The 14,041-nt window shown below is 60.5% G+C and carries 10 protein-coding genes; 7 read left to right on the top strand and 3 right to left on the bottom strand.

Annotated features, from left to right (window positions below; genetic code table 11):
- The first annotated feature begins 26 nt into the window (after window positions 1–26).
- The 4 genes from alr (at window position 27) to KVG88_RS16210 (ending at window position 4,533) form a co-directional block, all read left to right on the top strand.
- Window positions 27–1,100: an alanine racemase gene (gene alr / locus KVG88_RS16225; protein ID WP_150702394.1), complete on the top strand. Its 1,074-nt coding sequence runs from the start codon at window positions 27–29 to the stop codon at window positions 1,098–1,100.
- A gap of 128 nt (window positions 1,101–1,228) precedes the next feature.
- Window positions 1,229–1,777, top strand: a complete 549-nt coding sequence (locus tag KVG88_RS16220; protein ID WP_007947433.1) for a cupin domain-containing protein — start codon at window positions 1,229–1,231, stop codon at window positions 1,775–1,777.
- Between the two features lie 182 nt (window positions 1,778–1,959).
- Window positions 1,960–2,373, top strand: a complete 414-nt coding sequence (locus KVG88_RS16215) for a c-type cytochrome (protein ID WP_150702407.1) — start codon at window positions 1,960–1,962, stop codon at window positions 2,371–2,373.
- 237 nt (window positions 2,374–2,610) lie between these two features.
- On the top strand, window positions 2,611–4,533 hold the full coding sequence (locus KVG88_RS16210) for an acetyl-CoA hydrolase/transferase C-terminal domain-containing protein (protein ID WP_217872016.1): 1,923 nt from the start codon (window positions 2,611–2,613) through the stop codon (window positions 4,531–4,533).
- A 113-nt stretch (window positions 4,534–4,646) separates the two neighbouring features.
- Here the strand turns inward: KVG88_RS16210 and KVG88_RS16205 are convergent, their stop codons facing one another.
- A complete protein-coding gene (locus KVG88_RS16205; protein WP_217872015.1) occupies window positions 4,647–5,219 on the bottom strand; it encodes a xanthine phosphoribosyltransferase in 573 nt (190 codons plus the stop codon).
- A gap of 85 nt (window positions 5,220–5,304) precedes the next feature.
- Window positions 5,305–7,314 carry a DNA helicase Rep gene (rep, locus tag KVG88_RS16200; RefSeq protein WP_150702397.1) on the bottom strand — a complete coding sequence of 670 codons (2,010 nt, stop codon included), beginning with the start codon at window positions 7,312–7,314 and terminating at the stop codon, window positions 5,305–5,307.
- A 263-nt stretch (window positions 7,315–7,577) separates the two neighbouring features.
- Between rep and KVG88_RS16195 the strand changes: the two genes are divergently transcribed.
- Window positions 7,578–9,248 carry a putative bifunctional diguanylate cyclase/phosphodiesterase gene (locus tag KVG88_RS16195; RefSeq protein ID WP_150702398.1) on the top strand — a complete coding sequence of 557 codons (1,671 nt, stop codon included), beginning with the start codon at window positions 7,578–7,580 and terminating at the stop codon, window positions 9,246–9,248.
- A 77-nt stretch (window positions 9,249–9,325) separates the two neighbouring features.
- Here KVG88_RS16195 and KVG88_RS16190 read toward each other — a convergent pair whose 3' ends face one another.
- Window positions 9,326–10,723, bottom strand: coding sequence for a NorM family multidrug efflux MATE transporter (locus KVG88_RS16190; RefSeq protein WP_217872014.1), 1,398 nt, complete (start codon window positions 10,721–10,723; stop codon window positions 9,326–9,328).
- 158 nt (window positions 10,724–10,881) lie between these two features.
- Between KVG88_RS16190 and KVG88_RS16185 the strand changes: the two genes are divergently transcribed.
- Together KVG88_RS16185 and KVG88_RS16180 are read left to right on the top strand one after the other, a co-directional pair.
- Window positions 10,882–11,802 (top strand): LysR substrate-binding domain-containing protein, encoded by a 921-nt coding sequence (locus tag KVG88_RS16185; RefSeq protein WP_217872013.1) that lies wholly within the window; start codon window positions 10,882–10,884, stop codon window positions 11,800–11,802.
- 185 nt (window positions 11,803–11,987) lie between these two features.
- The gene (locus tag KVG88_RS16180) at window positions 11,988–13,964 is read left to right on the top strand and encodes a methyl-accepting chemotaxis protein (protein ID WP_150702401.1); all 1,977 of its coding nucleotides are present in this window, start codon (window positions 11,988–11,990) and stop codon (window positions 13,962–13,964) included.
- The last annotated feature ends 77 nt before the right edge of the window (window positions 13,965–14,041 follow it).

Here is a 14,041-nt window from a genome sequence, read left to right as displayed (position 1 = left end):
CAACGACCGACCAGAAGTCTGCCGCCATGCGTCCTGCCCGTGCCCTGATCGACCTTCAAGCCCTGCGTCACAACTACCGAATCGCCCGTGAAGTCACGGGGGCTAAAGCTCTCGCGGTAATCAAGGCCGATGCCTACGGCCATGGTGCGGTGCGTTGCGCCCAGGCACTGGAAGCCGAGGCAGACGGTTTTGCCGTGGCTTGCATCGAAGAGGCCCTGGAGCTGCGTGCTGCCGGCATCCGCGGGCCGGTGTTGTTACTGGAAGGTTTTTTCGAAGCCGATGAGTTGTCGCTGATCGTCGAGCACGATTTCTGGTGTGTGGTGCATTCGCTGTGGCAACTCGAAGCGATCGAAAAGGCTGCACTGAGCAAGCCGATTATCGTCTGGCTCAAGCTCGATTCGGGCATGCACCGGGTGGGGCTGCATCCAAAGGATTATCAGGCCGCTTATCAACGGCTGCTGGCCAGCGGCAAGGTGGCGAAAATCGTGCTGATGAGCCACTTCGCCCGGGCCGATGAATTGAACAGCCAGGCCAGCGCCGAGCAGGCCGCGGTGTTCGAAGCGGCGCGGCAGGGTTTGTCTGCCGAAATCAGCCTGCGTAACTCACCGGCCGTGTTGGGCTGGCCGCAGATCCCGAGTGACTGGGTGCGTCCGGGCATCATGCTCTACGGTGCCACGCCTTTTGAGGAAGCCAACGCCGTGGCCGCGCGCCTGCAACCGGTAATGACCCTCGAATCGAAAGTGATCAGCGTGCGTGAGCTGCCGGCTGGCGAGCCAATTGGCTATGGGGCGAAGTTCATTACCCAGAAGCCGATGCGCGTGGGCGTGGTGGCCATGGGTTACGCCGATGGCTATCCGCGTCTGGCGCCGACCGGCACGCCGGTACTGGTGGCCGGGCAACGCAGCCAATTGATCGGCCGGGTGTCGATGGACATGCTGTGCGTCGATTTGACCGATATCCCGCAAGCAGGCTTGGGGTCGACGGTCGAATTGTGGGGTAAAAACATCCTCGCCAGCGACGTGGCCATGGCCGCTGGCACGATTCCTTACCAGATCTTCTGCAATTTGCGCCGGGTGCCACTGCTCTATTCCGGGAGCTGACACTCGACGGTGCGAACCGGAAGTCGCTTCGCCGAACAGGATTCAGGCCAAAGTGTTGTAAATACTGAACGCTGTCGCCATGATAACGCTCAATATTCCAACAAACCTGAATCCTGGAGGCTCCAGCATTGGACGTCGGTGAACGACTGCAATCGATCCGTAAGCTCAAAGGCCTTTCCCAGCGTGAACTCGCCAAGCGCGCGGGCGTCACCAACAGCACCATTTCGATGATCGAGAAAAACAGCGTCAGCCCCTCGATCAGTTCGCTGAGGAAAGTGTTGGGCGGGATTCCCATGTCCATGGTCGAGTTCTTTTCCGAAGAAATCCTGCAGGAAAAACCGACTCAGATCGTCTACAAAGCCAACGAGCTGATCGACATTTCCGATGGTGCAGTGACCATGAAACTGGTCGGCCGGGCGCACCCGAGCCGGGCTATCGCGTTCCTCAATGAAATCTACCCGCCAGGCGCCGACACCGGTGACGAGATGCTCACCCATGAGGGCGAGGAAACCGGGATTCTGGTGGAAGGTCGACTTGAACTGGTGGTCGGGCTGGAAACTTTTGTGCTCGAAGCTGGCGATAGCTACTACTTTGAAAGTACCAAGCCGCATCGTTTCCGTAATCCGTTCGATGCGCCGGCGCGACTAATCAGCGCAGCTACACCTGCTAATTTTTAACAAAAGAGGCGCCCTGCCAGCATGGCCGAGGCACCCGAGCCGTTTTACCGTTGCGCAACAAGACCCCTTCGACTTTGGGGTTGTTTCAGTGTCGCGGGCTTACCGCTATACTTGCGCCCGCCTGCGAACCGTGGCCGTAGGCGTGACTAGCCACCATTGAGGGTGAACGCGTGAACCTAATTATGAAAATGCTGGCCGTACCAGCAACCGTATTGGCCCTCTGGGCTGTCAGCGCTCAAGCTGCGACGAACGACGAAATTGCCAAACGCCTTGAGCCAGTCGGCCAGGTTTGTGTTCAGGGTAAAGAGTGCAAAGGCATGGAAGTCGCTGCTGCTTCCGGCGGCGGCGGTGGTGCGAAGGCACCTAAAGACGTGATCGCCAAGCACTGCAACGCTTGCCACGGTACCGGCCTGTTGGGCGCGCCGAAAATCGGCGACAAGGCAGCCTGGAAAGAACGTGCCGATCACCAGGGCGGTCTCGACGGCATCCTGGCCAAAGCCATTACCGGTATCAACTCGATGCCGCCTAAAGGCACCTGCGCCGACTGCTCCGATGACGAGCTCAAAGGCGCCATCAAAGAGATGTCCGGCCTGTAACACGCCTGTCTCTTTCGCGAAAAAGCCGCTTTCGAGCGGCTTTTTTGTGCCTGCAATTTCCCTGTAGGAGCTGCCGAAGGCTGCGATCTTTTGATCTTGTTTTTAACAATCCACATCAGAAGATCGCAGCCTTCGGCAGCTCCTACAGGTGAGGGTGATCTTCAGAGGCTGTTCATTGCAGCAAAGACCCGGCAAGCTCGGTCCAACCCCACGTCATGGAATGTAAGGGAGGATCGAATGGTTCAGCTGTGTTCTATCGAGCAGGCGGTCGATGATGTCTTGGTGCGGTTGCCAACGCATATTCATATGGGGCTGCCCTTGGGCTTGGGCAAACCCAACCATTTCGTCAACGCGCTGTATCGACGTATCAAACAGTCGCCGCAGCGACAGCTGACGGTCTACACCGCGTTGTGCCTGGGTCGCCCGCCGTTGGGCGACGGCTTGCAGAAACGCTTCCTCGAACCCTTCATCGAACAGGTCTTCGGCGATTATCCGGAACTGGATTTTTTGACCGACCTGCGCCGGGATAACCTGCCGGGCAACATCCACATCCAGCAGTTTTTCATGCAGCCCGGCAGCCTGCTCAACAGCGCGTCGGCGCAACAGGATTACGTCAGCAGTAACTACAGCCACGCAGCCCGGGACATCAATGCCGCCGGGCTGAACCTGGTGGCGCAACTGGTTGCCAGCCACGCCGAGCATCCCGATCGCTTGAGCCTGAGCTGCAACCCGGACATCACTCTCGACCTGCTACCGATGATTGCCAAGCGCCGGGCGGCCGGGGAAACGATCCTGATGGTCGGCCAGGCGCACGACGATTTGCCCTACATGCCCGGCGATGCCGAAGTCAGCATCGACACGTTCGACCTGCTGATCGACGAGAAGGACAGCACCACGCTGTTCTCCACGCCGAACATGCCGGTGGGCTTCCAGGACCATTTCATCGGCCTGCACGCCAGTACGCTGGTGCGCGATGGCGGCACCCTGCAGATCGGCATCGGCTCCATGGGCGATGCGCTGACGGCGGCGTTGCTGGCGCGTCAGGCGGATAACAATGGTTACAAGGCTTTGCTGGCGGATGTGAACCTGAGCCAATGGGCACAACTGATCGAACGCGAAGGTGGCCTCGAACCGTTCGCCAAGGGCCTTTATGGTTGTAGCGAAATGTTCGTCAACGGTCTGCTGGTGCTGGCCGACGCCGGCATCGTGCGGCGCAAGGTGTACCCGGACGTGCCGACCCAACAACAGGCGAACGCCGGCACCCTTGACGAAGCGGCGCAAACCGACGGCATCTCGGTGCACGGTGGTTTTTTTCTCGGGCCGCGCAGTTTCTATGAGCGCTTGCGCGAGTTGCCTCAAAGCAAGCGCCTCGAATTCAACATGACGCGCATCAGCTACATCAACGAGCTGTACGGCCAGGAAGAACTCAAACGCTTGCAGCGCCTCGATGCGCGGTTCATCAACACCGCGTTCACCGTGACCCTGCTGGGTGCCGCCGTGGCGGATCAGCTGGAAGACGGGCGGGTGCTCAGTGGCGTCGGCGGGCAGTACAACTTTGTGGTGCAGGGCCACGCGCTGCAAGGTGCGCGCTCGGTGTTGTTGCTGCGCAGCTGGCGCGAATCGGGCGGCGACGTCAGTTCGAACATCGTTTGGGAATACGGTCACTGCACCATCCCGCGACACCTGCGGGACATCGTGGTCACTGAATACGGCATCGCCGATCTTCGCGGCAAGACCGATGCAGCCGTGATCGAAGCCTTGCTCAATATCAGCGACTCACGCTTTCAACAGGGGCTGATCGAGCAGGCGCAGAAGGTCGGCAAATTACCGAAGGATTTTCAGCTTGATCCGCGTTTCCGCGATAACACGCCGCAGCGTTTGCAGGGCATTGAGGCGCGGCATCCGAAGCTGTTTCCGGAGTATCCGCTGGGTTGTGATTTCACTGAGGTGGAGCGGGATGTGTTGCGGGCACTGAACTGGCTCAAGAGCAAGTTCAAGCTGAGTGAAGTACTGGAGTTGGGCAAGGCTGCGCTGGATGCGCCGGAACCTGCGGCGTTTCCATTACACCTGGAGCGTATGCAGCTGAGCAGCCCGCAAGGGCTGAAGGAAGACTTGTATCAACGTCTGCTGCTCACAGGCCTCAAGGCCACTGCGCAATAACTGCCCACCCAAAAACCAACTGTGGGAGCTAGCCTGCTAGCGATTTAAGTCTGTCGGTCATGAAGGTGGTGACTGACACGACGCCATCGCTAGCAGGCTAGCTCCCACAGGGGTTAGTCGATGAAGGTAACAACGCCATCCTTCAGCGACTGCACACGTGCCAGCGATTCTACGCGATAACCCTGCGAATCCAGCTCTGCACGGCCACCCTGGAACGACTTCTCGATCACGATGCCCAGACCTGCAACGGTAGCGCCGGCCTGCTTGATGATCGAGATCAGTGCCTGGGACGCCTTACCGTTGGCCAGGAAGTCATCGATGATCAGCACGCGGTCGCTGCTGGTCAGGTGGCGCGGGGAGATCGCCACAGTGCTTTCGGTCTTCTTGGTGAACGAGTAAACGGTCGCCGACAGCAGGTTTTCGGTCAGGGTAAGTGACTGTTGTTTGCGGGCGAAAATCACCGGCACGCCGAGGTTCAGGCCAGTCATGATCGCCGGCGCGATGCCCGAGGCTTCGATCGTGACGATCTTGGTGATGCCCGAGTCCTTGAACAGCGAGGCGAATTCGTCGCCGATCAGCTTCATCAGGGCAGGGTCGATCTGATGGTTCAGGAAGGCGTCGACCTTCAGGACCTGATCGGAAAGCACGATGCCTTGTTCTCGGATTTTCTGGTGCAGTGCTTCCATGAAGCTTTCCTCTACTGGCGCGAAATGCGCCTAGCTTGTCAAAAGTGGTTTGTTTAAAAATGCTTTGATTAAAAAGTGGTCAATTCTAGCGCTTTAACATCGCGCGTATATCCGCCAATGCGTTGTTTCCGCGGACGGCTTTGACTTCGGTCGGGGTGTCGTCGTTGCCTTCCCAGGCCAGATCGTCCGGCGGCAGCTCATCGAGGAAGCGGCTTGGCGCGCAGTCGATGATCTCGCCGTACTGTTTGCGCTTGGCGGCAAAGGTGAAGGCCAGGGTCTGGCGCGCACGGGTGATACCCACGTAGGCCAGGCGGCGTTCCTCTTCGATGGTGTCGGCTTCGATACTGGAGCGGTGCGGAAGAATTTCCTCTTCCATGCCCATGATGAACACGTACGGAAACTCCAGACCCTTGGACGCATGCAGGGTCATCATCTGCACACCCTCGGCGCCATCTTCCTCTTCCTGCTGACGTTCCAGCATGTCGCGCAGGACGAGTTTGCCGATGGCGTCCTCGACGGTCATCTCGCCTTCTTCGTCTTTCTCAAGGGTGTTTTTCAACGCCTCGATCAGGAACCAGACGTTACCCATGCGGTAATCGGCGGCCTTGTCGCTGGAGCTGTTGGTGCGCAGCCAGTTCTCGTAGTCGATGTCCATGACCATGCTGCGCAGGGCGGAGATCGGGTCTTCGCCGGCACACTGTTCGCGAACCCGGTCCATGAAGCGCTTGAAGCGCGACAGGCGATCGGTGAAGCGGCTGTCCAGATGCTCGCCCAGACCGATTTCATCGGTGGCGGCGTACATCGAGATCTTGCGCTCGGTGGCGTAGTTGCCGAGTTTTTCCAGGGTGGTCGAACCGATCTCGCGGCGCGGCACGTTGATGACGCGAAGGAAGGCGTTGTCGTCGTCCGGGTTCACGATCAGGCGGAAGTAGGCCATCAGGTCCTTCACTTCCTGGCGACCGAAGAAGCTGTTGCCACCGCTCAGGCGGTACGGCACCTGATGGTGCTGCAATTTCAGTTCGATCAGCTTGGCCTGGTAGTTACCGCGGTAGAGGATCGCGAAATCGCTGTACGGTCGGTCGGTGCGCAAGTGCAGGCTGAGGATTTCCATGGCCACACGCTCGGCTTCGGCGTCTTCGTTGCGGCAGCGGATCACCCGGATCTCGTCGCCGTGGCCCATTTCACTCCACAGCTGCTTTTCGAATTCGTGCGGGTTGTTCGAAATCAGCACGTTGGCGCAGCGCAGGATACGGCTGGTGGAGCGGTAGTTCTGCTCCAGCATCACCACTTTCAAGGACGGGTAATCTTCCTTAAGCAGCATCAGGTTTTCCGGGCGCGCGCCGCGCCAGGCATAGATCGACTGGTCGTCGTCGCCCACCACGGTGAACTGGTTGCGCTTGCCGATGAGCATCTTCACCAGCAGGTATTGGCTGGCGTTGGTGTCCTGGTATTCGTCCACCAGCAGGTAACGCACCTTGTTCTGCCACTTTTCCAGGATGTCGGCGTGTTCTTCGAACAGTTTTACCGGCAGCAGGATCAGGTCGTCGAAGTCCACCGCGTTGAACGCCTTGAGCGTGCGCTGATAGTGGGTGTAGACGATGGCGGCAGTCTGTTCCTTGGGGTTGCGCGCGTTTTCCAGGGCCTGGGCCGGCAGGATCAGGTCGTTTTTCCAGGCGCCGATCATGTTCTTGATCTCGTCGACGCCGTCGTCGCCCGAGTATTCCTTCTGCATGATGTCGGTCATCAGGGCTTTGACGTCGGTCTCGTCGAAGATCGAGAAGCCCGGTTTGTAGCCCAGCCGCACGTGCTCTTTGCGGATGATGTTCAGGCCCAGATTGTGGAACGTGCAGACCGTCAGGCCCCGGCCTTCGCCGGAGCGCAGCAGGGTGCCGACCCGCTCCTTCATCTCGCGGGCGGCCTTGTTGGTGAAGGTCATGGCGACGATGTATTGGGCGCGGATGCCGCAGTTCTGGATCAGGTGCGCGATTTTGCGCGTGATCACACTGGTCTTGCCGGAGCCTGCACCGGCGAGCACCAAAAGAGGGCCGCCGACGTAGCTCACGGCTTCTTGCTGCCGGGGATTGAGTCGGGACATAGGTAAATTCAGGCGTCAGTCACGAAATGGGCCGGCATTTTAACAGGCTCAGCAAATTGTGCTGCTCTCTCCGACTTGTGACGCACAACGCGATCTCTAATTGCCGGTTTTGTTACTTTCACGCAGGATGCGCAACGGATTTGCGTCTAATGTACGTAATTCCGGATACAAAGGCCTCGTTTGATAACTGATGTCATTGTCATTAGTTATCGGCACGGCATAATGCCCGTCGCCTACATCTTTGCAGAGTCTAGGGAGCTAGCTTGTCTACGCCTGTCGAACCCTTGCGTTTGCTGCTACTGGCCGAAGAGCCAGCGTGGGCAGCGTTGTTGCGCGAGTGTCTGGCTCCGATGGGGAGCTCGGCCGTGCTCATCAGCGCGCCGAGTTGGGAGTCGGTCAGCAGTCTGTTCGATGACAACCGCAGTGCGGTGTTATTGACGATCCCGGCGCTTCAGCCGGCGCCGGGCCGTTGCTGTCTGCCGACGGTGTTGCTGCTTGAGCACGAGCCGCTCACACCGCCCGACGGCGTCAGCGACTGGCTGGTTCGCGATCATCTCGACCCCGGCATGCTGCGCCGTTGCCTGCGCCACGTGCGCGAGCGCGGCGTGCTGGAGACGACCCTGCAACGCCTGGCCGAACAAGACCCGCTCACCGGCATCGCCAACCGCCAGGGTTTTCAGACCCTGCTGACGGCGCGGCTGGCGGAAAACGACGGTCGCGGCCTGGCCCTCGGGCACCTCGACCTCGACAACTTCCGTCACGCCAACGATGCCCTCGGCCATCAAGCCGGCGACCGGTTGATCCTGCAAGTGGTCGCACGGCTCAAAAGCCAGCTCGAAGCCGGCGATCAGTTGGCGCGGCTGGGCAGCGATGAGTTCGCCCTGTTGATCGATACCCGCCGCGCGCCTCAACGCGCCGAGTGGATGGCCGAACGCATCACCGAAGCGCTGGCCGAGCCTTATTGGGTCGATGGCGAAAGCCTTTTGATCGGCTCCAGCCTCGGCATCGCCCATGCCCGCGCCCAGGCCGGTGCCGACCCGCTGATGTGGCACGCTCACATTGCCATGCAGCAGGCCAAGAGCACCCAAGGCTGCACCTTTCATATCTTCAACGAACGCATCAACCGCAATGCCCGCAGCATCGCCGACCTCGAAACCGAGCTGCGCCGGGCGTTGCGTCGCGATGAGCTGGAACTTCATTACCAGCCACGCCTGAACCTCGAAGACGGGCAAATCGTTGGTCTCGAAGCGCTGGTGCGCTGGCGTCATGCCGAGCGTGGCTTGCTGCCACCGAGCGAGTTCGTGCCGCTGGCCGAGCAAAGCGGCTTGATCGTGCCGTTGGGTTACTGGGTGATTTCCCGCGCCTTGCGTGACATGCAGGCCTTGCTCGAACTCGGTTTGCCGCCGTTGCACATGGCGATCAACCTGTCGTTCCGCCAGTTCCAGGACAGCCAGTTGCTCTCGACCCTGAGCCGGCTGATTGCCGAGCGGGGCGTCGAGGCGCAGTGGCTGGAATTCGAATTGACCGAAACTGCGGTCATGCGCCGCAGCGATCTGGTGAAGCAAACCATGGATGCCCTCGGGCGTCTGGGCGTGCGTTTTTCCCTCGATGACTTCGGCACCGGGTTCTCGTCGTTCGTGCACCTCAACAGCCTGCCGATCACCTTGCTGAAGATCGACAAGAGCTTTGTCGGCGGCATGGAACAGCGCGAAGAGAACCGTAAACTGGTCCATGCGATGATCAACCTGGCGCACAACCTCAACCTCGAAGTGGTCGCCGAAGGCGTGGAAACGCCGGAGCAACTGGATTTGCTGCGCGGGTTTGATTGCGATCAGGTGCAGGGTTATCTGATCAGCAAGCCGCTGCCGCTGGCGGATCTGGTGGATTACCTGACGTTTGGTTCCGGCGAGCAGAGCATTGTCGAGGCCATATAAAGATCGCAGTCTGCGGCAGCTCCTACAGGGTTATGCATTCCCATGTAGAAGCTGCCGCAGGCTGCGATCTTTTGATCCTAATCCGGCTGAATAACCCGAAAACTGCCTTGGGCCGAAGGCTCGCGCCGAATCATCCGCGTCATCTTCCACTCAAACGCCAGCGTCAGGCTCACCGCCGCGCATGCCAGGCCCAGCGCCAGCCCCCACCAGACGCCCGTTGGCCCCCAGTTCAGGTAGAACGCCATCCACCATGCTGCCGGTGCGCCAATCAGCCAGTAGCAACCCAGCCCGACCAGAAACGTGGTCTTGGCGTCCTTGAGCCCGCGAATGCAGCCCATGGCGATGGTTTGCACGCCGTCGAACAACTCGAACCAAGCCGCCACGGCCAGCAGGCTCACGGCCAGGTTGATGACGTCGCGGAAGGCCGGGTCGTTGTGGTCCAGAAACAGACCGATCAACTGATTCGGCAACAGCCAGAACACCATCGCGAAGCACAGCATCGCCACTGCACCGAAGCCAATGCCGACCCGGCCGGCCAGCCGCGCATCCAGCAATTGCCCGGCGCCGTAATGCTGACCGATGCGCATGGTGATTGCGTAGGACATGCCCGCCGGGACCATGAACGCCACGGAGACGATTTGCAGGGCGATCTGGTGCGCCGCCAATTGCGTGCTGCCCATGGTGCCCATGCACAGCGCCGCGAAGGCGAACAGACCGACCTCCACCGCATAGGTGCCGCCAATCGGCAGGCCCAGGCGCCACAGTTCTTTCAGGTACTGCCGGTTGAGGCGCAGCAACCCCGCGCGCAGCGGATAGGCGTCATAAGCCGGGTGCCGGCGAATGTGCCACGCCAGCGCCAACGCCATGAGGTTGGCGACAATCGCCGTGACCAGGCCGATGCCCATCAAGCCGAGTTTCGGCAGGCCGAACATGCCCGTGATCAACGCGTAATTGAGCAGGAAGTTGGCCACCGTACCGCCCAGGCTAATGACCATCACCGGCGTTGCGCGGCCGATGGCGCTGGTGAAACCGCGCAAGGCCATGAAGCTCAGGTAGCCGGGCAGGGCGAAGGGCAGGAAGATCAGGAATTGCCCCGCCGCCTGGACGTTGCTTTCGGTCTGGCCGAACAGCAGCAACACTGGTTTGAGGTTCCACAGTAGCAACCCGGCGCCCAGCGCCATCAACCACGCCAGCCACACACCGGCCTGGGTTAGCCGCGCCGCGCCGAGAATATCGCCCGCGCCGTGACGAATCGCCACCAGCGTACCGACCGCCGCGATCACACCGATGCAGAAAATCGACACGAACGAATAGGAGGCCGCACCGAGCCCGCCGCCGGCCAGTGCTTCGGGGCTCAGGCGCGCCATCATCAGGGTGTCGGTAAGGACCATCAACATGTGCGCCAACTGCGAGGCAATCAACGGCCCCGCCAGCCGCAGGATGGCCCAGAGTTCAATACGCGCTGGATGCTGCATGGTCATCACGCTCGAATGTCAGAGAGAACAGGAAAGCGTCGATTCTCGGCGCTTCGCGGGGTTTGCACAAAGGGATAAAAAGGATGGGTGGCATGATTCAAACTCATGCTGGAGAGTTTCTGCTAGGGTGGCCTGATCCCGCTATAGGAGCTTTCCGCATGTCGCGTCGTCTTCCTCCCTTGTATGCCCTGCGCGCATTTGAAGCGGCGGCGCGGCACAGTTCATTCACCCGCGCTGCCGAAGAGCTGTCGATTACTCAAAGTGCGGTCAGCCGGCATATTCGTACGCTCGAAGAGCATTTTGCCTGCCGGTTGTTTCACCGCAGTGGCCGCAACCTGCAACTGACCGAATCCGCCCGTTTACTGTTGCCGGGTATCCGTGAAGGCTTTACGGCACTGGAGCGCGCTTGCAACACCTTGCGCGCCGAAGACGACATCCTGCGCATGAAAGCCCCGTCGACGCTGACCATGCGTTGGTTGCTGGCGCGCCTCAGCCGCTTCCGCCACTTGCAGCCGGGCAACGAAGTGCAATTGACCAGTGCCTGGATGGACGTCGATTCGGTGGATTTCAATGACGAGCCGTTCGACTGTGCGGTGCTGCTGAGTAACGGCCATTTCCCGCCGGACTGGGAGGCGAGTTACCTGTTCCCCGAGGAACTGATACCGGTGGGCGCGCCCAACTTGCGCGACGATCAGCCTTGGGACGTCACGCGCCTGGCCAACACTGAGTTGCTGCACCCGACGCCGGACCGGCGCGACTGGCGCAACTGGCTGGAACGCATGGGCCTGGCCGATCAGGTGTCGCTCAAGGGCGGGCAGGTATTCGATACGCTGGAGTTGGGCATGATCGCCGCCGCTCGTGGCTATGGCGTGTCCATGGGCGATCTGCTGATGGTGGCCGAGGACGTGGCGCAAGGACGTTTGAGCCTGCCGTGGCCGACCGCCGTCGCCAGTGGGGAGAAATATTACCTGGTCTGGCCGAAAACCCGTCCCGGCGGCGAGCGCATGCGCCGTCTCAGCGATTTCCTGCAAGGGGAAGTCCGGGCGATGGAATTGCCGGATGTCGTGCGCTTGAGCTGAAACGATGAAGCCCCTGAAGTAGCGGCCTTGCGCCATATCCTAACTCGTTGCTCAAGTATTGCCGTTTGCCGCCGAAAATCTCTTCGTGGGACCTTCGTGCAGGTTCGACGCTACCCCCATTATTAGAAATTTTGCCGAGCATGCGTCGCGATCAGGATGATCCGTTCGCTCGGCCAGGAGCTGTCATGTCTCAACCTCGTGCCCGGATCGCTTCACAGCTTGGTCTTGCGCTTGCCGTGATACTGGCGATTGTCATCACCGGCAGTACCTTGTTCGCCCTGCGCTCGCTGGACACGGCCAACCTGGCCACCCGCGAAGAACACCTGGCCAGTGAAGCCCGGTTGTTGGCCGATCAGTTGAGCACCTTTCACGGCACGTTGCGTGAAAGCACGCAGCGCCTGGCGGGGCTGTTCGAGACACGCTTCACCGGCGGGCTGAGCGTACACCCGGACGAGCCGGTGGTTGTGGCAGGCGTGCAGACGCCGGGCTTGCACCTGGGCAGCGAGGTGCTCAACAACAACTTCAAGGAAGTGGACGAGTTCAAGCAGATGACCGCGGGTGTGGCCACGGTGTTCGTGCGCAGCGGTGAAGACTTCATTCGAGTCAGCACAAACGTCACCAAACAGGACGGGAACCGCGCCATCGGTACCGTGCTCGATCACGCGAACCCAGCCTACGCCCGTTTGATGGCGGGGCAGAGTTACGTGGGGCGATCCTTGCTGTTTGAGCGCTTCTACATGTCGCAGTACACCCCGGTGCGCGACAGCAGCGGCAAGGTTATTGCGGTGTTGTACGTCGGTTTCGATTACACCGACGCGCAGAAGGCCCAGTTCGAGAATCTCAAGCGATTCCGCATCGGCCAGACTGGCTCGCTGGCGCTTTTGGACGAGCAGAACAAATGGCTGGTGCCGATTGCTGGTGTAGAGGCGCTGGACCAAGCCGTCCCGGCCATCAACGCCTTGGCGAAAACCCCGGGTAAAGGCGAGTTCTGGAGCGACAAGTCCGAAGACTTCTACAGTATCGCCGTACCGTTCGAAGGTGGGCCGTGGTCGGTGGTGGCGAGCATGCCGAAAACCGAAATCAGCGCCGTCACCTGGAGCGTCGGCATTCAGTTGGCCATCGGCAGCCTGCTGGCGATGTTGATCGCGGTGGGTTCGGCGGTCTGGTTGCTGCGCAGCAAACTCGCGCCGCTGGGTGATCTGGTGCGTCAGGCCGAAGCCTTGGGTGCCGGTGATTTGAGCGTGCGGCTGAACGTGTCGAGCAACGATGAAATCGGTCAACTGGCCCGCGCGTTCAACCAGATGAGCCAGGCACTGTCGACCATGGTCGAGCACATTCGCAACGCCTCGATGGAGGTCAACAGCCGCGCCCAGGCCTTGTCCGGTTTGTCCGGCGGTGCTTACGAAGGCATGGAACAGCAGTCGGGCGAAATCACCAGCATGGCCGGCGCCGTGGAAGAGTTCAGCGCCACGTCCCTGAACATCGCCGACAACATGGGCAGCACCCAGCGTCTGGCCCAGGAAAACGCCCAGCAAACCCAGATCGGTCGCACGTCCATGGACGAAGCGTCCTCGTCGCTGGAGCAAATCGCCGGTGCTTTGAACAGCACGGCGACGGTGATCAATACTTTGGGCCAGCGTTCCCAGGAAATCGGTGGCATCGTCGGCGTGATCACCTCGATTGCCGAGCAGACCAACCTGTTGGCGCTCAACGCCGCGATCGAAGCCGCCCGCGCCGGTGAGCAGGGTCGTGGTTTTGCGGTGGTGGCGGACGAAGTGCGTAACCTGGCGTCCCGTACCCGTCAGGCGACTGACGAAATCTCTGTGATGATCCAAAGCATTCAGCAGGAAACCGGCAACGCCATCAGCACCATGGAGCAGGGCAACGTGCTGATGCAGGAAGGCTTGTCGCGCAACGCCAATGTCGCCTCGGCACTGGCGCGGATCGACGAACAAAGCCGCTCGGCCGGCCAGCAATTTGCGGCCATCACCACCGCGACCCAGGAACAGAGCAGTACCGCGACCTTGCTCAGCAGCAACCTGCAGAGCATTGCCCTGGCCAACAGCGAGCAGCGTGAAGTGGTTTCCAACCTGGCCGTCACCGCCAAAGAACTGGAGAAGCTGGCGGCAGATTTGCGTTCCGAGGTTGACCGGTTTCGTTGAGGCGCCTTTGAAATAGCCAATCGCGAGCAGGCTCGCTCCCACACTCGACCTGCGTTCACAAATCCAATGTGGGAGCG

The sequence above is a fragment of the Pseudomonas azerbaijanoccidentalis genome, assembly GCF_019145495.1.
In the GTDB taxonomy this organism is placed as follows: domain Bacteria; phylum Pseudomonadota; class Gammaproteobacteria; order Pseudomonadales; family Pseudomonadaceae; genus Aquipseudomonas; species Aquipseudomonas azerbaijanoccidentalis.
This window is presented reverse-complemented; position numbering and strand designations above follow the sequence as displayed.